General features: G+C 37.7%; 20 protein-coding genes. 12 read left to right on the top strand and 8 right to left on the bottom strand.

All coding sequences use genetic code 11. From position 1 onward, the window contains the following. The first annotated feature begins 67 nt into the window (after positions 1-67). From AC1M9P_RS07315 to AC1M9P_RS07300, 4 genes are all read left to right on the top strand, one after another. Positions 68-1,513, top strand: a complete 1,446-nt coding sequence (locus tag AC1M9P_RS07315) for a protein adenylyltransferase SelO (RefSeq protein WP_481587178.1) — start codon at positions 68-70, stop codon at positions 1,511-1,513. A gap of 69 nt (positions 1,514-1,582) precedes the next feature. Beyond that, complete coding sequence (locus AC1M9P_RS07310; RefSeq protein ID WP_481587177.1) at positions 1,583-1,951, top strand: MmcQ/YjbR family DNA-binding protein; 369 nt, start codon at positions 1,583-1,585, stop codon at positions 1,949-1,951. A gap of 122 nt (positions 1,952-2,073) precedes the next feature. Then, positions 2,074-2,478, top strand: a complete 405-nt coding sequence (locus AC1M9P_RS07305; protein ID WP_481587176.1) for a DUF6988 family protein — start codon at positions 2,074-2,076, stop codon at positions 2,476-2,478. A gap of 16 nt (positions 2,479-2,494) precedes the next feature. Further along, positions 2,495-2,758: a hypothetical protein gene (locus AC1M9P_RS07300; RefSeq protein WP_481587175.1), complete on the top strand. Its 264-nt coding sequence runs from the start codon at positions 2,495-2,497 to the stop codon at positions 2,756-2,758. Between the two features lie 147 nt (positions 2,759-2,905). On the opposite strand, the gene AC1M9P_RS07295 is transcribed toward AC1M9P_RS07300, so the two are convergent. Then, positions 2,906-3,592 carry a response regulator gene (locus tag AC1M9P_RS07295; RefSeq protein WP_092767563.1) on the bottom strand — a complete coding sequence of 229 codons (687 nt, stop codon included), beginning with the start codon at positions 3,590-3,592 and terminating at the stop codon, positions 2,906-2,908. 18 nt (positions 3,593-3,610) lie between these two features. After that, positions 3,611-5,272 (bottom strand): sensor histidine kinase efflux regulator BaeS, encoded by a 1,662-nt coding sequence (gene baeS, locus AC1M9P_RS07290; protein WP_035265564.1) that lies wholly within the window; start codon positions 5,270-5,272, stop codon positions 3,611-3,613. Positions 5,273-5,405: 133 nt separating this feature from the next. Here baeS and AC1M9P_RS07285 point away from each other — a divergent pair, with 133 nt between their 5' ends. The 4 genes from AC1M9P_RS07285 to AC1M9P_RS07270 all read left to right on the top strand — a co-directional run bounded on the left by AC1M9P_RS07285 (position 5,406) and on the right by AC1M9P_RS07270 (position 10,754). Continuing rightward, positions 5,406-6,032: a hypothetical protein gene (locus tag AC1M9P_RS07285; RefSeq protein ID WP_481587174.1), complete on the top strand. Its 627-nt coding sequence runs from the start codon at positions 5,406-5,408 to the stop codon at positions 6,030-6,032. A 310-nt stretch (positions 6,033-6,342) separates the two neighbouring features. After that, positions 6,343-8,145 carry an acyl-CoA dehydrogenase C-terminal domain-containing protein gene (locus AC1M9P_RS07280; protein WP_180028280.1) on the top strand — a complete coding sequence of 601 codons (1,803 nt, stop codon included), beginning with the start codon at positions 6,343-6,345 and terminating at the stop codon, positions 8,143-8,145. Positions 8,146-8,314: 169 nt separating this feature from the next. Then, positions 8,315-10,096 carry an acyl-CoA dehydrogenase C-terminal domain-containing protein gene (locus AC1M9P_RS07275; RefSeq protein ID WP_481587173.1) on the top strand — a complete coding sequence of 594 codons (1,782 nt, stop codon included), beginning with the start codon at positions 8,315-8,317 and terminating at the stop codon, positions 10,094-10,096. A 160-nt stretch (positions 10,097-10,256) separates the two neighbouring features. After that, positions 10,257-10,754 carry a phosphate-starvation-inducible protein PsiE gene (locus AC1M9P_RS07270; protein ID WP_035265636.1) on the top strand — a complete coding sequence of 166 codons (498 nt, stop codon included), beginning with the start codon at positions 10,257-10,259 and terminating at the stop codon, positions 10,752-10,754. 33 nt (positions 10,755-10,787) lie between these two features. Here AC1M9P_RS07270 and AC1M9P_RS07265 read toward each other — a convergent pair whose 3' ends face one another. Next, on the bottom strand, positions 10,788-11,255 hold the full coding sequence (locus AC1M9P_RS07265; RefSeq protein ID WP_481587172.1) for an RcnB family protein: 468 nt from the start codon (positions 11,253-11,255) through the stop codon (positions 10,788-10,790). 199 nt (positions 11,256-11,454) lie between these two features. Between AC1M9P_RS07265 and AC1M9P_RS07260 the strand changes: the two genes are divergently transcribed. Beyond that, positions 11,455-11,901, top strand: a complete 447-nt coding sequence (locus AC1M9P_RS07260; protein WP_092767573.1) for a hypothetical protein — start codon at positions 11,455-11,457, stop codon at positions 11,899-11,901. 31 nt (positions 11,902-11,932) lie between these two features. On the opposite strand, the gene AC1M9P_RS07255 is transcribed toward AC1M9P_RS07260, so the two are convergent. Both AC1M9P_RS07255 and znuD read right to left on the bottom strand, forming a co-directional pair. Then, a complete protein-coding gene (locus tag AC1M9P_RS07255) occupies positions 11,933-13,396 on the bottom strand; it encodes a phospholipase D family protein (protein ID WP_481587171.1) in 1,464 nt (487 codons plus the stop codon). A gap of 87 nt (positions 13,397-13,483) precedes the next feature. Continuing rightward, positions 13,484-15,631: a zinc piracy TonB-dependent receptor ZnuD gene (gene znuD / locus AC1M9P_RS07250; RefSeq protein WP_481587170.1), complete on the bottom strand. Its 2,148-nt coding sequence runs from the start codon at positions 15,629-15,631 to the stop codon at positions 13,484-13,486. Positions 15,632-15,811: 180 nt separating this feature from the next. Here znuD and AC1M9P_RS07245 point away from each other — a divergent pair, with 180 nt between their 5' ends. From AC1M9P_RS07245 to AC1M9P_RS07235, 3 genes are all read left to right on the top strand, one after another. Next, complete coding sequence (locus AC1M9P_RS07245; RefSeq protein WP_481587169.1) at positions 15,812-16,582, top strand: DUF4184 family protein; 771 nt, start codon at positions 15,812-15,814, stop codon at positions 16,580-16,582. Between the two features lie 147 nt (positions 16,583-16,729). Then, on the top strand, positions 16,730-18,514 hold the full coding sequence (gene aspS / locus AC1M9P_RS07240) for an aspartate--tRNA ligase (RefSeq protein ID WP_035265578.1): 1,785 nt from the start codon (positions 16,730-16,732) through the stop codon (positions 18,512-18,514). Positions 18,515-18,621: 107 nt separating this feature from the next. Continuing rightward, a complete protein-coding gene (locus AC1M9P_RS07235) occupies positions 18,622-18,837 on the top strand; it encodes a hypothetical protein (RefSeq protein WP_035265580.1) in 216 nt (71 codons plus the stop codon). A 114-nt stretch (positions 18,838-18,951) separates the two neighbouring features. Here the strand turns inward: AC1M9P_RS07235 and AC1M9P_RS07230 are convergent, their stop codons facing one another. The 3 genes from AC1M9P_RS07230 to AC1M9P_RS07220 are packed head-to-tail and all read right to left on the bottom strand — an operon-like array spanning position 18,952 to position 21,438. Continuing rightward, positions 18,952-19,863: a hypothetical protein gene (locus AC1M9P_RS07230; RefSeq protein WP_481587168.1), complete on the bottom strand. Its 912-nt coding sequence runs from the start codon at positions 19,861-19,863 to the stop codon at positions 18,952-18,954. A gap of 11 nt (positions 19,864-19,874) precedes the next feature. Beyond that, positions 19,875-20,666: a glycosyltransferase family 25 protein gene (locus AC1M9P_RS07225; RefSeq protein ID WP_481587167.1), complete on the bottom strand. Its 792-nt coding sequence runs from the start codon at positions 20,664-20,666 to the stop codon at positions 19,875-19,877. Between the two features lie 7 nt (positions 20,667-20,673). After that, positions 20,674-21,438, bottom strand: coding sequence for a glycosyltransferase family 25 protein (locus tag AC1M9P_RS07220; RefSeq protein WP_481587166.1), 765 nt, complete (start codon positions 21,436-21,438; stop codon positions 20,674-20,676). Positions 21,439-21,508: the final 70 nt, after the last annotated feature.

Here is a 21,508-nt window from a genome sequence, read left to right as displayed (position 1 = left end):
TCAGTCACAGTTTTATGTATTGAATTTTGCTATAGTCAAAGTTGTTCATCACATTTTGAAAAATTATATGCAGTTCAATTCTCGCTATAACACACTACCCGCTCGACTGTATCATCATCAACAACCTCTTCCTCTAAAAGGGGCTAAACCTGGTCATTTTAATGAAGCACTTGCAGATGAGTTACTGTGGACTCAAGAAGATAAAATGAACTGGGTAGAAATCTGTAGCGGGCAAAAAACTTTTGCTGAGTTTGAACCTTTGGCGATGGTATACGCGGGTCACCAATTTGGACAATGGGCTGGACAGCTTGGTGATGGTCGCGGTTTACTCATTGCTCAAATCCTAGATCACAATAACAACACGGTCGATTTACATCTTAAAGGTGCTGGCTCTACCCCCTATTCTCGGAGAGGCGATGGTCGTGCAGTGTTACGTTCCGTTATTCGTGAATATTTGGCTGGACACGCCCTCAATGCCCTAGGTGTTCAATCCAGTAATGCGATTGGTTTTGTATCATCAGATCAAGGTGTACAACGAGAAAAACTTGAACGTGGCGCGATGATGTTGCGTACGTGCGAGACACATATTCGCTTGGGTCACTTTGAATGGATTAATCAATTTCAGCCAGATCTACTGCAAGAATTTACGCAAAAGTGCATTGAATGGCACTACCCTGAATGTTTGGAGACAGAACAACCTGTTCTTTCTTTTGCAACTCGAGTCATTCAACGTACTGCGATCATGATCGCCAAGTGGCAACTGATTGGTTTTGCGCACGGGGTCATGAATACTGACAACCTGAATATTACCGGCTCAACTTTAGATTTCGGACCTTATGGTTTTATGGAGCGTTTCCGTCCTAATTGGATCAACAATCATTCTGATTACCAAGGACGCTATACGTATCAGAACCAACCGAGTATCGGGCACTGGAATTTATGGACTTGGTTAAATAGTCTCATTCATCTTTGTCCAGAAAATTATGATCGAGAGCAATGGAAACAAGACTTGTCTTACTGTTTAGAACACTATGAACCAACGTTCTTGGAACACTATAAACTTGGTTTAAGTCAAAAAATGGGATTACCAAGTTTTCATAAAGATAGCTTTGATTGTGCTATGGCTTTTCTACATATTTTACAAACAGAACAACTTGATTACACCCAAAGTTTTATTCGTTTACAGAATAAAGCGTATGAACAAATCAAAGATGATTGCCTTGACCGTATCGCATTTGAGCGGTTTCTTCACCAATATCTCTCAATACGGGAAAATCAAGACACTGACGATCTCGATCAAGCGATGTTAACAGCCAATCCACACTACGTTCTACGAAACCATATGGCACAGAAAGCAATTGAACTTGCTGAACGTGATGATTTCTCTGAAGTTGATCGCTTGTTCAAACTTCTTCAAACACCATACACCAAACAAGAACATCTTGAACAACCAGAAGACTTAGGCCCTTTAGCTAGCGACGTCCCTGAAATTCAAGTCAGTTGTTCATCATAAGTTATTCACAAACCTCTCTCATTCTGTGGATAATTTAATCATTATCCACAATAACCATTCGTTTTGACTATGCATTTACATCAATTGGCAGCATCACAAGCTTTAAAATTTCCTGAAGTCACTGTCAGTCAACCATTTGGTGAGGGATGTGATGTTTATAAAATTATGGATAAAGTCTTTTTGCTCGCATTTCATTTAAAAGGCAAAGCTGCGATTAATTTAAAAGTCGAACCAGATCATGGACATATGTTAAAAGATATTTATCCTTATATTCGATCTGGATGGCACATGAATAAACGACACTGGGTTTCCATCTATGATGAATCTGAATTGGATGAAGAGCTTATCAAAGATTTGATCTCCAATTCCTATAATCTTGTGGTATCGAAGCTTAAAAAAGCCGAACAAAAGCATATCGCTTTACTCAGAGTCATTTGAATAAAGTTAAAAATTGCTTTTCTATAACAATAATTACGCTAAATTAATAAATAGTAGTAATACGAAAAACTCATTCTATATTTGGGTTATATCATTACAACTCTATGAGTACGATATTCATTATGGATATAGAACAACTTTTTGGATTATCAACTCAGATGATCTTAGAGCTAAAACAAGAAATTATTAATAGTGACATTATCGATTGTGGGCCGCGTTTGGACTTAGTTGAACAATGTATTTACATCTCATTTGAGCATGGGCTTGGAGTAAGTGGTTTATTATCTTCAAATCTACCAACACAAGCTATGATTTTACTTAGATCACAATTTGAAGCTGTAGTCAGAGCATATTGGTTATTATTTCTTGCAAGTAATCATCAAATATCAAAATTGCAATTTAGTTACACATTTGAAGAGCAATTTGAATCCGACACATGTCCAATGATTTCTGAAATGCTTGATAAGCTTGGTGCTGCAAACTTACCTGCTCAGCCAATAATTTTGGTGGCTATTCACCCTTTGTGATTTCAAAAAATATCATTTGAAGCAACTTAACTCCATAGTACATACTGTAAAACAGTCATTTACTAGAGATGTTATGGGATATAAAGATGAGATGCTGATCACCTTGATGCGCCAATCAAATAACTTAATAACCGTAGCTGCACAGATAATCTTAAAGCACACAGTTCCTGATAAACAAAAATATATTAGTGTTTTGATCGAAAAATATAGATATTGTTTTTATATGGTTGATGATGTTGATCCTATAGTAAAAGCTAGAGTCGAAGCTTACTTTAAATAAAAATACGATAGCCACCTTTAATAAGCTCATATCCTAACAAAGTTACATGAAAGTTGCATATGAAATGGCCAATTGTAGAGACCCTAACCAAAACCAACGCACAAAAAAAAGCGAACTTCTAGATTCGCTTTTTTTTATCACAAAGAATCAATCTTCAGGATATTCGAAACGATATCCCACCCCATAAACAGCTTGAACCCATTCATGGCGATTACCTGTTTCCGCGGCATCCGAGATTTTACGGCGCAAGTTTTTGATATGGCTATCAATCACACGATCTGCCACTTCAAAACTGTCTGGGTTGATATGATCCAATAATTGCGCACGAGAGTACACCTGACCTACGTGTTCTAAGAATAATTCAAGAAGTCGAAATTCTGTAGGTGTCAAATTTAAAGATTTGTTTTGATACCAAATTCGTTGTTGACCTTTGTCCATACGGAATAAATTATTTTCTTCAGGTTCTGCTTTACGATCTAAACGTCGCAACACTGCTTGAACACGAGCAACTAACTCTTTAGGGCTAAATGGTTTACAAACATAATCATCCGCCCCCATATTCAAACCAAGTACACGATCAATCTCTTCCGTTCGTGCTGTCACCATGATAATAGGCAAATCAGACTGCTCACGGACTTTACGGGTGATCGTGAGACCATCCATACGAGGTACCATCAAATCTAAAACCATTAGACTTGGTTTACGTTGTAAAAAGCTATCATAAGCCTCTTGACCATCGTGAAACATACTGACTTCAAAGCCAGCTGCTTCAAGATAATCTCGCACCAATTGAGCAAGTTCTACTTCATCTTCAACCAGCATCACATGTTTCATATGTCACCCTTCTTCAATTTAAAACGATTTCTTTGGAAATGTGAGGATGCAGCGCAATCCACCCAATGGTGAGTGGTCAAACTTCAAGGAGCCCTTCATGCCTTGTGCAATTTTGCACGATAATGCTAGACCTAATCCAGTTCCGCCAGTACTACGTGTTCTAGAATCATCCGCTCGATAGAAACGCTCACCTAAATGAGCCAATTGCTCATCAGTAAGACCTAATGGGCTATCGTCAACAATCACCGACCAAGTCTTATCGTTTTCGATCGTATGCACATGAATTCTTCCACCGGCTTCCGTATAGCGAATAGTATTACCGAGTAAGTTGACCATAATTTGTTTAAAACGATCTACATCTAATTGTAATTTCGTTCCATGCCCCTCTGCGCTAATCGTGAGATCGGCTTGTTCAAATTTAGGTTTGAAATTTTCAATCTCATTTAACACGACACTCCAAGGGTCAATTTCATTGAAATCAAAATTGAGTTGTTGTGCTTCAGCTTGTGCTAACGCAGCCAAATCTTGTGTTAATTTTTTCAGACTCGAAACTTGTGCCAACATTGAAGCAAAATGTTCAGGCGTTGGTTTACGTATTCCATCTTGCATTGCTTCAATTTGTGCTTGCAAAACAGCCAGCGGCGTTTTTAACTCATGCGAAGTGTCTGCAACCCACTGCTTTCTAGAGTTTTCATGCTGATCTAGAATCACAGCTAACTGATTAATTTCAGTCGAAAGATCGCCAAGCTCATCGTTACGATTTACTTTCACCTGATGCTGAAAATTTCCTTTGGTTAATTCTCGTGTTGCATTTAATAAGCGTTGAATTGGCTTTCTAAAATAAGTTGCTAATAATAAGGCAGCAACCAAACTCGAAATAAATGTCAGAATATATATTAAAAATAAATAACGCTTTTGATTGCTAAAGAAATTAATACTTAAAGCATCATCTTGATCTAAAACAGGTCTTAGCCCGAGATACCCCACAATATTGCCATCAACTGTGATCGGTCGATACGACACCATATTCTCTGATGGTTCCCCCAAGATAAACTGTTGTTTTGCATCATATAAGGATAGTCTAGAACTTAAACCCAAGTGATCAGACATAGATATAAATAGTTTCTTGCCCTGCTGGTATTCAGAAGTTCTCAAACTAGAAAGCTTATTTTCATGTGATTTATCAGAACTGTTCGTGGTTCTTGTCTGATTCTGATTTGAACTTAATGGGAAACGCAATCCTTCAAATGGCTGAAATGCAGAAGGTAAATTTTCTTCTAAGACTTTCAGCTCTTCAGGGCTAATAGTTTGCGTTCTTTGTGACTCAATTTCACTAATTAATGTATGCTCTTTGAAATAACGCTGTTGCAATGCAATATCATATTGGCGACGTAACCACCAACGTGATAGTCGATCATAATCATCGGGTGCAGCTTCACCTTCAATTTGTAAAATCTGAGCTTGAACAGCATTGCCCCAATCCTGATAAACAGAGAATACGCCCGCTAAATTATCGATTAGATGATCAAGCTTTTGCATTTCTACATCAGCTACATATTTGGTGAAGTTTTTTTGCATCGTCCAATGCAGCACACTTAAGCTAACTGTCGTAATGAGCAATGTCGTTAACAGTACTGTAAAAAATAAGCGTAGTGCGATTGGTACGCGACGTATATTCAAATTTAACTCACATTATTTCTTCGTTTTTCAGTATTGTATCTAACACTGATTCAAAAAACTCTCCATTGTTTCTTCATCTTTATTATTTAATCTTTACCTATACCGAATCCAAACAACTTTGGGGATAAACATAATGAAAGCGATGAACAAAATTGTATTGGTGACCACTGGCTTAATCAGTATGGGCGCACTTACTGCATGTCAAACAACAACTCAAGCACCTCAAGAAGTTAAAAAGGGTCACTTTGATAAAAAACATCATCATAAAGAACGTTTAACACCTGAACAACGCGAGCAATTCAAACAAGCGCGTGCTGACCGTAAAGCGATGATGCAGCAAATTCGTCAAGCATGCGACGGCAAAGCTGTAGGTCAAACTGTTCAAATCAAAACTGATAAACAAAATATTGATGGTACTTGTCATATCCGTTTCATAGCGGATCGTGCTGATATGAAAAAAATGCATGAGCAAGCACGTGCCCAATTTAAAGCTGAAAAGCCAGCTTCGGTCCAAGCTAACCGTTCACAAAAAGGTGAACCGCTCACAGATGCCAAACGTGCTGAGCTTGTTCAAAAATTTGATCAACGTTTGATGCAACAGCAAGTTAGTCAAAATGCAAAACTTCAAGCATGCAATGGACAAACTGACGGTAAAAAAGCTCAAATCAAAGTGGGTGAACAGACTATCAACGGTGTATGTAAAGTTTATTTCAAACCAAATCAACCACTCGTTAAACCAGACTTAAAAAAATCCGCATAATTCAATTCAACTCACTACTAAGTGATTGAATATTAAAAAGGCGCATGTTGCGCCTTTTTTTATGTCATAACTTATTACGTTTTTGACTATTCTGTTCACATATAATTCACGAAAAAACTTTATACTCTAAACACTTAGCCAAAATTAATATTTTTTCTTTGACTTTACAGTCACACAGAATATGGCTATAAAACTTGTACCAAGCAATAACTTATTGCACGATGTAATAGAACAAAATAGGTGTCGTAGATGACACGACATTTTTTATTAGGATTATAAATCTGGTTTAACCAGTATTGAGGAACCCGATATGCCACAATACAAAGCGCCCTTACGTGATATGCAATTCGTTTTGCATGAATTATTAAATGCTGAAGAACACTTTTCAAAACTCCCTGCATTCCAAGAAAACGTAAGCCGTGAGTTGGTTGATCAATATTTAGAAGCTGCTGCAGATTTCTGTGAAAACGAATTATCTCCACTCAACCAAGTAGGTGACCGCGAAGGTTGTACTTGGAATGATGGTGTAGTTACTACTCCAACAGGCTTCAAAGAAGCATATAAAAAATATGTAGAATTAGGATTCCCATCTTTAGCTGCTGAAGAACAATATGGTGGTCAAGGTTTACCAAACTCTTTAGGCATTATCATTTCTGAAATGATCGGCTCTTCGAACTGGGCATGGGGTATGTACCCAGGTCTATCTCATGGTGCAGTTCGTACAATTGAGCACCATGGTACGGAAGAGCAAAAAAATACTTACTTACCAAAACTAATTTCAGGTGAGTGGACAGGTACCATGTGTTTAACAGAATCTCATGCGGGTTCTGACCTTGGTATTATCCGCACAAAAGCTGAACCTAATGCAGATGGTAGTTTTGCGATTTCAGGTGAGAAAATCTTTATTTCCGCTGGTGAGCATGACATGGCGGACAACATTGTTCACATCGTTCTTGCGCGTTTACCAGGTGCTCCTAAAGGAACGAAAGGGATCTCATTATTCATCGTACCTAAGTTTAACTTAACTGCTGATGGTGAAGTTGGCGAGCGCAACGCTGTTCGTTGTGGTTCGATTGAACATAAAATGGGTATCCATGGTAACGCAACATGTGTGATCAATTTTGATCGTGCAACAGGTTACTTGATTGGCCCTGAAAACCGTGGTCTGAATGCAATGTTCACCTTCATGAACACTGCACGTATTGGTACAGCTGTACAAGGTTTGTCTGCTGCTGAATCATCTTTCCAAGGTGCTTTGGCATATGCGAAAGATCGTTTAGCAATGCGTTCACTTTCTGGTCCTAAAGCACCTGAAAAAGAAGCAGATCCTATTATTGTGCATCCAGCAGTTCGTAACTTAATATTAACGCAAAAAGCTTTTGCTGAAGGTGGTCGAGCTCTAGTGTATTACCTCGCTCACTATGCTGATATCGTTGAGAAAGGCGCGACTGAAGAAGAACGTAAATTTGCAGATAATATTCTGTCATTATTAACGCCAATTGCTAAAGCATTCTTAACTGAAGTTGGTTATGAAGCTGCAAACAAAGGCGTACAAGTATTTGGTGGTCACGGCTTCATTTCAGAGCATGGTATGGAGCAAATTGTTCGTGATACACGTATTGCTTGCTTATATGAAGGTACCACCGAAATTCAGGCACTTGACTTGTTAGGTCGTAAAGTACTGCAAACTCAAGGTGCGATGTTGAAAGATTTCACCAAAATCATTCACAAATTTGCTGAAGCAAACAAAGATAATGCAGACTTGAAAGAGTTTGTTGAACCTTTGGCTGCACTCAACAAAGAATGGGGTGATTTAACTATGCAGATCGGTATGCGCGCGATGCAAAACCCTGATGAAGTCGGTGCTGCTGCAGTAGATTACCTATACTTCTCTGGTTATGTAACGCTAGCATTCTTATGGGCTCGCATGGCTCAAGTTGCTCAACAACAACTTGCAGCAGGTTCAACTGAAGTTGACTTCTACAATGCGAAAATCACGACAGCTCGCTTCTACTTCAAGAAGATCCTTCCACGCGTTCGCTCACATGTTGACGTAATTGCAGGTGGATTAGAGCCATTAATGACTTTAGATGCTGAACATTTTGCATTCTAATGATCCACATTAAATATGTGTAAAAAGAAAAAGGACAGTCATAGATTTGGCCGTCCTTTTTCTTTATAAATAATTCGAGATATTAACCTTTAGTCGTCTAACAAGTCCTAATATGCTTCGATAGACTGCTAAGAACTAAAGATATTTAAACAAAAAAAGGTGAACGAAAATGCCAATCTATAATGCGCCTCTTACAGATATGAAGTTCATTTTGAATGATGTATTTCAAGCTGAACAATTTTGGCAATCAAATGAGAATTTAGCTCATGTTGATGCTGCGACAGCTGAAGCTATTTTAGAAGAGATGGCTAAATTCGCTCAAAACGTGACCCTTCCCCTAAATCGCACAGGTGATGAAGAAGGCGCAACTTATAATAATGGATCTGTTACCACACCAGCGGGCTTTAAAGAAGCGTTCCAACAATATGCAGAAGGTGGTTGGATTGGCTTAGGTGCTGACGAAGAATGGGGCGGTCAAGGCATGCCAAAAATGCTGACTGTGCTTGCAGATGAAATGCTTTTTTCAACCAACCCATCATTTATGCTTTACCCACTTCTTTCTGTGGGTGCGGGTATGGCATTAAATAGCTATGCTTCTCAAGAACAAAAAGAAACCTATCTTCCTAAAATCTATTCAGGTGAATGGTCAGGTACGATGTGTCTCACAGAGCCTCACGCAGGTACTGATTTAGGCATTATTAAAACTAAGGCTGAACGTAATGAAGATGGTACTTACAACATCACGGGTACGAAAATCTTTATTACCGGTGGTGACCATGATTTAGCTGAAAATATTATTCACCTTGTATTAGCAAAAACGCCTGATGCTCCTGCTGGTTCACGCGGTATTTCTCTGTTCATTGTACCTAAATTCTTAGTGAATGAAGATGGTACCTTGGGTGATCGTAACCCTGTAGGCCCTGGTTCTATTGAACACAAAATGGGGATCAAAGCCTCTGCAACATGTGTGATGAACTTTGACGGTGCAAAAGGCTATTTAGTCGGTAAAGAAAACGAAGGTCTTGCTGCAATGTTCGTGATGATGAACTATGAACGTTTGTCCATGGGTATCCAAGGTTTAGGCGCTTCAGAATTTGCTTATCAAAATGCTGCTCAATACGCCACTGATCGTTTACAAGGTCGTAGTGCAACAGGTGTGAAATCTCCGAATAAACCTGCTGATAGTATTCTTGTACACGGTGATGTACGTCGTATGCTCTTAAATGCTCGTGCGAACAATGAAGCATCACGTGCATTTGCAGTATATGTAGGTCAACAACTGGATATTACAAAGTTCTCGACGGATCCAGAAGCAGTTGCAAAAGCAAATAATCGCGTTGCTTTGCTCACACCAATCGCAAAAGCATATTTAACAGACACTGCTTTCAATGCGACTCTAGATGCCCAAATGGTCTTTGGTGGTCACGGCTATATTCGTGAATGGGGTATGGAACAATGTATCCGTGATCTTCGTATCTCACAAATTTACGAAGGCACGAACGGCGTTCAATCACAAGATTTGATTGGTCGTAAAACGATTAAATGTAATGGTCAATTCATCGCAGAATATATCGAAGAAATTCGTGACTTTGCAAATGCATTAGATGCGGACTTAAATTACATCAAAGATGCCACTCTTGATGCTGCAACTGAACTTGAATTGATTACTCAAGTTGTTCTTGAACGTGCTGCGGAAAATCCTGATTATGCGAATGCTGCTGCGGTGGATTATTTACATGCGGTAGGCTTACTCAGCTTTACCTATATGTTTGCTAAAATTGCTAAAGCTGCGAGTGAAAAATCAGGTGAGTTCTATGAGAACAAATTATCTTTGGTGAACTACTACATCCAACGTGTTTTACCTGAATTAAATACACGTTTAGCTCGCATCAAAGCTAGCTCTGAAATCGTGATGGGATTTAGCGAAGATTACTTCACAAATCAATCATAAGTTTTATCTTAAAAAAGCCTGATTTTTCAGGCTTTTTTTATCTGAAATTTGCTTATTTTCAAAGCAACTCATAATAGTCTTCCCTGCTTAGGCATAAGATGAGCATGAATTTTGCATCACTCCAATGAAACCATCAGGTTTTTTCAAAGGAGGAGATGTCATGAGTAAAAAAGATATTAGCGTAGAAAAAATCGAATCCTTATTAGATCGTTTTGGAAATCTAGCAGTTGAGAGCTTCCACTATATTGCGCTCTTTATTATTGGCTGCATGGTAATTTGGTCTGCAGGACATACCGTGATAGATATTCTTACGGTAAAACAATATGCAACGATTGATGACATTCTGTTGTTATTTATCTATTTAGAACTAGGTGCGATGGTAGGTATTTATTTTAAGACCAATCATATGCCCGTCAGATTTCTGATCTATATCGCCATCACTGCCCTGACACGTCTGTTAATTTCTGATATTCAACATGACCATAAAGCTGATATTGATTTAGTCATTATTACAGGATCAATTTTAATCCTAGCATTCGCTATATTGGTCGTGCGTTTTGCTTCTTGGAATTTTCCATCAGTGATCCGAGATAAACACCAAGATAAACCTTTACCACTTGGAAAAACACCACGCCCTGAAGATGATGAGTTGGCTTAGATAAAGATGGCTTAGACAAATTGGATTAAGCATCTAACGATCATTTAGCATCTGGATATATCGACCATTTTGGTATATCCAATGCATTCCAACTTGTGGTGCAGGAAGACCATAACGACGCCAATCTGAAATCAGCATATACTGACTCATTTCAATAGTACCACCCTGCCCATTTACGAAACTTGACTGCTTGCTAGAATATGTCGTCGTGGTCGGTAAAGACTGTTGATAGATCACTGTAATCCCATTCTGCTGCGGATACGCTGGATAAGGAGGATATGGTCGCTGTAATTGAGGTCTATTCTGAGCAAAACGTGGTTGTTGCAATGGGACTGGCTTACTTAGACGATCTGCATTACCAGTATATATTGGAGTCTGTGTTGGTTTTACAGGTCGAACCTTAGAACCTTGGTAATTAGCCCAACTATCTGCAAAAGTATGACTCGTTATTAAAAGAATCACTGAACCGAATAGAGTCTTAACCAATAATGTATTGTTCATCTCTATTACCTCATTCCAAATGTAAGATTACTTTTGTTTTCAACACTCATTCTAAAACTTAAATATAGATCAATCATGTAGAAATCTTGAACATTATTTAAAATTTTAAATTTAATACTTTAGACCTTTTATTTATCTGCATGAGTCTGTTTGTAAATCTGCTAGACTAACCATTTTTAACTTTGCGAGATTATCCACCGTGCCTGAAATGAGTTTTGATCGCCTGCACCAATTTTTTTGTAAAGTTCCGAGTGTCCAAGAAAACTATATCGATTCTTATGGCACTGATGGTGAACATGCATGGTGGTTTAAATTTCAAATCAATATCGACCATGCCTTAGCTTGGCAAACGGTTCAAGAACTTGGTCATGTATTAAATTACATTTCTAAAAATGAACGCCTACCCACTCAGTTTTTACCAGTGTCTCCTCCACCCTATATGAATGGTGAGGCGAAACAATTCTTATCTTGGGTGATTCAGTGTAATCATCCTGATTTTACGCCAGATGTGGTTTGTGATTGGTTAGAAGCACGTTTACCTCAACCTGTTGAGGATGAGTCTAAGTGGAAAATTAAAACCGACATTAAAGAGCTCGATCAGATTGATGATAAGGAACTCGATAAATTAGTTCCACCGAATCCATAAATGAAAAAATCCCTCTTTAGAGGGATTTTTTTTAGAAGGTTGAGAGACCACTCCATTCCATGAATCGATAAATGGCATATTTCATTTTTGAATCTTCTGCATATTCTGAGTAATCAACACTCATTTGCTTACCCTCTAAATTCATCCAAGCAGTATCAAAATACTGTACTGCATCTTTAAAAACTTGCTGATTTGAAGAGCCAATAACACGTAAATCAGTTTCTAAATTATAATTTTTCAAATTACGAGCAGTAAAATTAGCCGACCCCAAAATCAGTTCAACCTGATCTGAACTACGCTTAATAATCATTTTTGAATGGCACTGCTCACCTTGTGTATTACACCAGCGTACGTCTATTCCAGCTTTATAGAGCTCTGTCGCGACAGGACGATTTGGAATACCATTTTTAGTACGTCCAAATGCATCTTTGTTCGGGTCTAGTAATACACGAACTTCAACACCGCGTTGGTGAGCTTCAATTAAGGCTTCAATAATTTTTCGCTCTGATAAATAGAACATTGCCAAATCTATTTTTGCATCAGCACCTTGAGCAGATTCAATCAGTTTCAGCAGTTCATCATATATTGCCTTTTCTGTCAGTACTTGAACTTGCGGCAACTGTTTATCTTCTGGTACATCTCCCACAATAACCATTGGAATATTTGCTTTAGAAAATAAAGCCACTGATTGTTCAGTTTTTAAAATATCGACAGCTGTATGCCCTTCGACCACAAGTGCTACATTAGAATGGCGTGAGCTTCCATCATGCGGATTCATCGAAGTCACTAGTGTTTTCCATCCCTCGGATGTATCCACTATGATGGTTTTACGATGGTTCGCTTTAAAATTAAAAAGATTTAAATAACTTCGAATGGTAATTTTTTCTTCCCCGAAAGGATTACTTAACCAACCTTTCTCAGCATTATTTCCTAAACTCTGACAACAAAAATACCAAATGCCCGACCACAGTGGATTCGATGCGCGTAATGGTGATAAATCTGTTTCTATGACATCAATTCCTGCTTGTCTGAGTTGTCGATAGTGCTCTGGGATTATTCCACCATAAACTGAATTTATAGGATCAGTGATTAATTTAATTTCAATATTCGGTGTTAGACGCTTTTTTTTAATAAGTGCTTGAGTCAGTTCTTGTGTTAATGCGCGATGTTGATTTTGAGACTGACCAGTTTCAGGATTGAACAGAAACATATCTAACACAATTGTGGTTTGCGCTTGCTCAATAAGATTGAGAATTTCATCAAAAATCTGATGCTGCTGTCGCTGACCCGCCGTATCTATATAAGTTTGGTCTGCTAGGAATTTCACATTTGCATGCCGTAATTTACCGGAATAATTAAGCCCTTCTGGTAATGGTTTATAAATATGATATAGCGCTGAGGCTAAATAGCCGATGGTCAGCATACCGAGAATCAGACCAACATAACGTCGGTTTGACCAATTTAATTTTTGGTGAATTCGTTTAAATAGACGCATAACAAAAAACCTAGTCCGATACTTTCAGACTAGGTTTTAATTTACGTTTTTTCAAGCATTAAACTGTTTTTAACACGTTGAATTAAATTAGAACCCGTATTCAACGCCGACGGTAAAATTACGTCCAATTTGTGGAATATTCGATAAAAATGAATTGTGCGAATAAACCTGATCATCCAACAAGTTATTTGCTTTTAAATAAACCCGATAATCGTTGCGATTGTTTAACTGCCCAGCATAAGACACACCAACATTGACCATGTTATAACCTTGGGTTTCTTTTTCAAAGTCAGCAAATTTATCTTGCGTGAATACATGATAATACTCAACTAAACCAGACCAACCATCAGCAAAATTGGTTTCCACCTTTGTACCAAGTCGTCCAGCAGGAACACGTGGAGCATTTTCCCCCTCTATCTTGCCTCTTACATAATCACCAAACACACTCACCTTGTAAGTATCATTAATTTGATAGCCTAGCTGAGCCTCAGTTCCATAAAAACGTGCCTTATCCTGCGTATATTTAAGTCCACGTAAATTGCCTTGTTGAGCTACAGTTGCACCATAAATATAGTCTTCAAACCAATTGTGATAAACATGAACATGATAATCGAGCTGATCACCTTCATAATGGAGACCCAACTCTAGATTATTTGATGTTTCCTTATCAATATCTGGATTACCTAGCTCATATGTGTTTGTTGCAAAATGAAGACCATCTGCATATAACTCTTGAGCTAGCGGTAAACGTTGTTGATGAGACCCCACTAGAGACAACTTATAATTTGGCGCGAACTCCCAATTAGCTGCAGCTGATCCTGAAACAGCAGTCCCTGAGTAGTTCTTTTGATTGGAATCGACATCAATTTTTTGATGGTCTACACGAGCGCCCAATTCGACATGCACAGGACCAATCTGTTTATGTTCTAGTGCAAATAAACTGTACTTATTGGTTTTTGTATCCGCCATCAGAACATCATGACTATGACCATGATGTTCATGATCGTGATCACTATGATCATGGTCACCATGATCAACTTCATCATGGTCATGTCCCTCAGGCGCATTAAGTTTTATTTTTTGCTGAGATGCTTGTACACCTACAACACCCTCCCAACCTAACAACGGTATATGAACCAACTCTAAACGACCATCATAACCCTTACTTTTAAAGTTACTAATAACTTCATTTTCTTCTAGTTCATCATGCTCGTAATCTGTAAAACTTAAATGAGCTCGCAGCTTCTCAAATCCTTTTAATGGATCATTTAATTCAGTTCGCAAATCATAGCGTTCAGATTTTAAGTCAACCCATGGACCTGCAGCATTTTCGTGTTCATGGTCGTGCGCTGAATTAGGTGGTGGACAATGGAAATGATCTCCATGCAATTCACATCCATGATATTCATGACTATGACCAGGTAATCCATATTTATCTTGTCGATTACTATATGACAGCCCCACAAAGCCTCGATCATGGATCCATGAGCCGCCGACATTAACTGTTTGACCTTCTGAGAAGGTATTTTCTACACGTTTAGCACTTTCACGATGAGGCTCTGTCTCACCCTCATGATGATGTTCAGTGAAGTAACCTTTGAAAGGGATATAATCATTGGCTTTATGCTTCGTGCCTTCAACACGAAGTGCAAAATTTTCACCTATAGCTGATGTTACACCTGCACTCGCAAGTTTTTCATCACTCCCAGAGTTGTAGCGGACGCCCACTTGCCCCTCTAGACCATTAGCTGGCATTTGTGTCGGTATTTTTTGATCAGTCACATTGACTAAACCACCCACAGTTCCAGCTGCGTACAGTAATGTTGAAGGTCCTCGGATAACTTCCACTTGCTTCGCCAAAATAGGATCAACCGTTACGGCATGGTCAGGAGAAAGTGTTGATACATCTGCAGTTTCAGAAGCATGCTGTAAAACTTTTACACGCGGTCCATCTTGGCCACGAATCACAGGACGACTTGCACCTGTTCCATACTGATTAGAATAAACACCCAACTCATCGGCTAACGCATCACCTATGGTTGTTGGTCTTTCGGATAATTTTTTTTGATCAATCACATGATCTGCTACAGCGAAGTCAGCAGCTGTTTGAACCAATGGATGTGCGGTAGAAGAAATTGTATCTAATTGAACATTTTTTTGTTTTTGATCAGCATGTGCTGCGGATGCTATCACTGCCAAGACGGAGGCAGTAATGATATTTTTATGAAAGTTCATACGACAAGCTCAAAATTCGAGAATTTACAATTGTTGTTATAATATAACATTTCAACCAAACTTCAATCATATTTCATTCATTTACCCCAAATTAATTACCTTCATATAATTAAACCAATGGGTTACATATCAATGTTAATCTATAAAATTCGGATAGCATTTTTTTGATATATTTCAGCAATGCCCTTTACAATTTCACATGCTGTACTCGCACCAATTTTGCATAAAGCATCGAAAGGAACACTTCCTATTTCTGCTCTAGCAATTGGTTGCATGGTCCCTGACTTATTTCGTCTTTTTACAGACGAACATATCCAAATCTCACATCAATGGAGCGCATTGCTATATCCCAATTTATTGGTGGGAATGACATTCTGTCTATTGTGGTATGCACTATTAAGACCTACTTTTTTTAGATGGGCTGGTATTTACAATCCCTTAAAATTATCGAACTTTAGATCTGTCTTGCAGTTCTTCTTGCTGATCAATATTTCATTAATCTTGGGTATCAGCAGTCATATCCTTTGGGATGGTTTAACCCATGTTGATTACAGAACCTTTGCTTTTCATGATCTATTAGCTAAGCAAATCAATTTTTTCGGGCAACACTATCCCCTCCATCGCATTTTACAGGTCGGTACCTCTATTATCGTTTTGCCCTTTATTTTATGGTTTGCAAAACAATATTTTTGTACTTACCGTCAACCATTCAGAGTAACTCGTTCTATCACTATTTTTGCTGTGGTATCCGCGCTAATTGCAATATTAGGTGGATTATTTGGATTTATTCATTTCAACTCTAATTACAATACAGCCATTTTAAATGATCTATATGGTTACATTGGCTTCTCAATTAATTATTTCTTTAGAGGCTTTCTATTGACGTTTGCGATTTGTGCGCTTGTTTTTCAAATCCTAGATCAATTGGAATTATTCGAAGGATCGTCTTAATTTTAAATTTGCATTAAATAATAGGGCTTTCATAATCTTCTCCTTGTGACTGTAGTCTCAAAGAGGCATAATTCACCCTTTGTATAAAGGCGTTACGCTGTTTACGTATACGCTTTCATTAACCCATATAGTTGGATTTTTAACGCTATGATGCGAACTCATTACTGCGGTTCATTAACCGAAGCTCAAATTGATCAAACCGTTACACTTTGCGGATGGGTACACCGTCGCCGTGATCACGGTGGTGTAATTTTCCTTGATATGCGTGACCGTGATGGTCTAGTTCAAGTGGTTATTGATCCTGATACACCAGAAGCTTTCGAAACAGCTGATAAAGCTCGTTCTGAATTTGTTTTAAAAATTACTGGTCGCGTTCGCCGTCGTTATGCTGGTACTGAAAATGCCAACATGGTGAGTGGTCAAATCGAAGTATTAGGTAAAGAAATTGAAGTTCTAGCAGCGTCTGAAACTCCACCATTTCCATTAAATGATGATAATACTAATATTTCAGAAGAAATTCGTTTGAAGTATCGTTTCTTGGACATTCGTCGTCCAGAAATGTTAGAGCGTTTACGTTTCCGCTCTAAATTAACAAACCTTATTCGTAACTATTTCGAAGAAAATGGATTTTTAGACGTTGAAACACCTATTTTGACACGTGCGACTCCTGAGGGTGCGCGTGACTATTTAGTTCCAAGCCGTGTATCAAATGGTAGTTTCTACGCTCTTCCGCAATCACCACAGTTGTTTAAACAATTGTTAATGGTGGGTGGTATTGATCGTTATTACCAAATTGCTAAATGTTTCCGTGACGAAGACTTACGTGCTGACCGTCAGCCTGAATTCACACAAATCGACGTTGAAACATCGTTCATGAGTGACGATGACATTATGGATTTAATGGAACGTTTAACAGTTAAGATGTTTAAAGAACTTCTTAATGTTCAATTTGATAAGTTCCCACGTATGACCTATGCAGATGCAATGCGCGACTATGCGTCTGACAAGCCTGACTTACGTATTCCACTTAAACTCGTTGACGTTGCAGATTTAATGCAAGACGTAGAGTTCAAAGTATTCGCAGGTCCTGCTAAAGACCCTAAAGGTCGTATTGTTGCGCTTCGCGTACCGGGTGCAGGCTCTCTTCCACGTAGCCAAATCGACGAGTACACTAAGTTTGTAGGTATCTACGGTGCAAAAGGTTTGGCGTATATCAAAGTTAACGAACTTGAAAAAGGTATCGAAGGCTTACAATCTCCTATCGTGAAATTCATCGAGCCAATCGTGCTTGATCTATTAAAACGTGTGGGTGCTGAAAATGGCGATATCGTATTCTTCGGTGCAGATAAAGCGAAAGTTGTAAACGATGCAATGGGTGCTTTACGTATCAAAGTCGGTCATGACATGAAGATGGCAACTTGCGAGTGGGCACCACTTTGGGTTGTTGATTTCCCAATGTTTGAAGAAACTGATGATGGTAAATGGACCTCTGTTCACCACCCATTCACATTGCCAAAATCTAGCGTTGAAGAAGTGAAGAATAACCCAGGTGCTGCATTGTCTGTTGCTTACGATATGGTACTTAACGGTACTGAAATCGGTGGTGGTTCGCTTCGTATTCATAACCTAGAAATGCAAAAAGCAATTTTTGAAGCATTAGGTATTGGTGAAGAAGAGGCAGAAGAAAAATTCAGCTTCTTATTGAACGCTTTACGTTATGGTGCACCTCCACACGGTGGTTTAGCATTCGGTTTAGACCGTCTTGTGATGTTAATGACTGGCGGTTCTTCTATTCGTGATGTGATTGCATTCCCGAAAACGAAAACTGCGGAATGTCCTTTAACACAAGCTCCTGCACCAGTTGAATCAACTCAACTTCGTGATCTTGGTATTCGCTTACGTGAAAAACCAAAAGCTGAATCACAAGAATAACGTTTTGTTGATCTAAATAAAAACCCTGCAACTGCAGGGTTTTTATTTCATTGAGATAAACGCTCAAAAATGGCATAATCTCAGAAAATATTTAAGAGTTCATTCATATGGCTATGCGTCCTGATGTTCGTCGTCATACAATCATTATTATTGTATTTTGCATCGTGCAATGGGCATTTATGCGTTATATCTTGAATGAACAATTATTTAACCTCACCACTTATCAGCGTATCGTGTTCTTTAGTACGAGTAGTTTTATTGCAGCTTTTGGTTCAATCGCCGCACTTATTTATATGGTGATTAAAGGAAATGCGGATAAATAAGCATTGAGCTTACTTCCCTCTTCATTCTTCTCTTGCTTAAATTAAGTCAGTATTCATCTGACAAGATTCACCTATTATCAATAAATTATTAATTTTTAAATATAAATTAAATACTTAAGGGTTTAAAATTTTTAATAAAAACTTATGTCGATCATATTGGTGCACTATAGGAATCACAGATTGATCTTTATTGACTATTTTGCCATCTAACAAAGATATCTCTTCTTGCGAAAATAACCCTAAAGTTATTATATTGGAATCATTAGGTTGGCAGAATTGAATATTGGGTATACGACCATCGAATATCAACTTATTATGCATGGCTTGATCATAAATTCGATTCGACATGATTTTATATGGAATATTACAAAACTCACTTATCATTAACTGAATATAAGCCAGCATTGACTCTCGATCACCATAGCTTACTCCTGAACATGAAATCTGCTGCATTCCCATTTGCTCTAAGACTTCTACACCGTATGCATCTTTAATCCAGTCAGCGTTATAAGCCTCATCCTTTAATTTAACCTTTTGTTTTTCCATCCCGACATACAATCCATGTACGATGCCATCAAGTGGTGGAGCTTGGAAAATTACATCCCGAATATCAGATAAAAGAATTTTTTGAGCATTTGGACGAAGTCGAATCGCTTTTTGATACTCAAAGAAACGACCTACATGAGGATAACTCGCATAGTTCAAAGCGATTTCTTTCCAACCTTGCATTGGAATTTTAGCTACAAATTGAAAAAACAGAGTGGCGCAACGTCGTGCCAACTTATGTTTGAGTAATCCAACATAATCATTACGATAGTGTAGCTTACCCATAGAACTAAATTGGTAATTAATAGTGTAGTGTTGAATATGCTTTAAGTGTTTTCTATATTCTTCTAATTGTTTACGATAAATGATTAAAACAAGTTCACCATCAAATTCAGTATGATCTAAAGAGTTTATGAACGCTAAAATTTGAGAAACACTGTAACCTGTAGCAGCAGCTAGAATAACCTTCTCATCACCCATCGATATTTTTCCTATTTAAACTTAATTGTTCGGTGCTGATATACATCCAACAGTTGCTGAATGAGTCTAAACCACTCCCGTACAACCTTTTGTTTAAACGTCAATTTCTGCTTGATATGCTGTACTTGAATATCAAAACGCTTACGACGATTCTGCTCTAAACTACTTTCAAAAATTTCTTTTTGTGTAGGCTTTAATATATCGCTTTGAATACACAACCCAGGACTTAATTGATATGGAGTATACTGAGTTGACTGATCAAATAATTCAAAAACTATATGATCAACAGCCACCATTTCATCAAGACTTCGAGCATATTGCAATAATTGCTCACAAGCCTTTCTAGATAAAATATAGCCAGCACAACCTAAGTGTATACCATTCAGCTGATACAACGCTCGTTTACCAGGTACTATAGCTTGCTTTTGATAAGCCATTTTTATTTTTTTTGAGAAAACTTCAAGTTTGATTATATGTGTATCTTTTGGTATCCAATTATAATTCTCTAAAAGTAGATGACTCTCTTGACCCAGGTAAACATCATCTTCAAATATAGTAATAAAATCAAATTGCTCATCAACTGCTTTTTTCCACAAAGTGAGGTGACTCAATAAGCAAGCTATTTCACCTTCTGTAAGCTCTGTCTTTTGAAAATTTAGATCTAATAAGTTAATCGATTTCTGACAAGAATCAGGTGTAATCGCATTAAAAAACTCAAAACCAACATTTTGACGATTGAATTCAATGCTTATGTGTTCACGTCGGCTCTTAGCAGTCTCTAAGCTAATAACAAAATTTCTCATAATTCAGCTACTTAAACTCTACTTTTCTAGCAAACAAACATAGCCTCAACTTATGAATCAAACGAAGAAATTCTCGTTTGATTTTTTGATCAATGCTCAACATTTGTTTTGGTACTTTAAAATTGTTGCGGAAAGCATCTAGCGAACTAACGAGCGTAATTTCTTGCTTGAGAACTTTCTCTTGTATACAAATGGCAGGTTCCAACTGATAAACAATATAATCATTGTGTTTAAGCAAATCAGAGAATAGTATGTGATCCAATGGTTTCAACGTTGTTTGATGCTGAATATAGTTTAGAATATTCTTTATGGCTTTTTTCGAAAGTATATATCCCGCAGCCCCAAAGTGATCTGTTTTTAGCTCACTTATTACATGTTTTTCTTTACTTAATTTTGATTTTTTTAAAATTACTCTCTCGAAGAAAGTTTCAATCTTTAAAATATCTATATTTTGTTCTAACCAACTACTATCCTTTAAAAATAATGATGCATCTTCAGTTAAAAAAATGTCATCTTCAAAGATCGCAACATAATCCAAACCATCATTCAGCGCTTTCTTCCAAACAGTAATATGGCTCAATGCACACGCCAATTCACCTTCACTAATTTTAGTCAGGTCAAAAAAATCAAAATCGGATTTTATAATTTCGTAGGCTAAATCGGGAGTTAGAGCATCAAAAAACTCAAAATCAATTTTTTTTGCGTGAAATTCCTCAGTGATATGACTCCTTCGCTCATGAGCAGAAGGTAAACTTATAACAAAACTCTTCATATAAAATTGGGGATCTACTTTTTACTAAGCTTATAAAATAAAAAAAGTTAATAGATTATGGTTGTTAATA

The organism is Acinetobacter sp. 25-47-122, assembly GCF_056779695.1.
The sequence above is the reverse complement of the archived record's forward strand: the minus strand, read 5'-3'. Positions and strand labels throughout refer to the sequence as shown.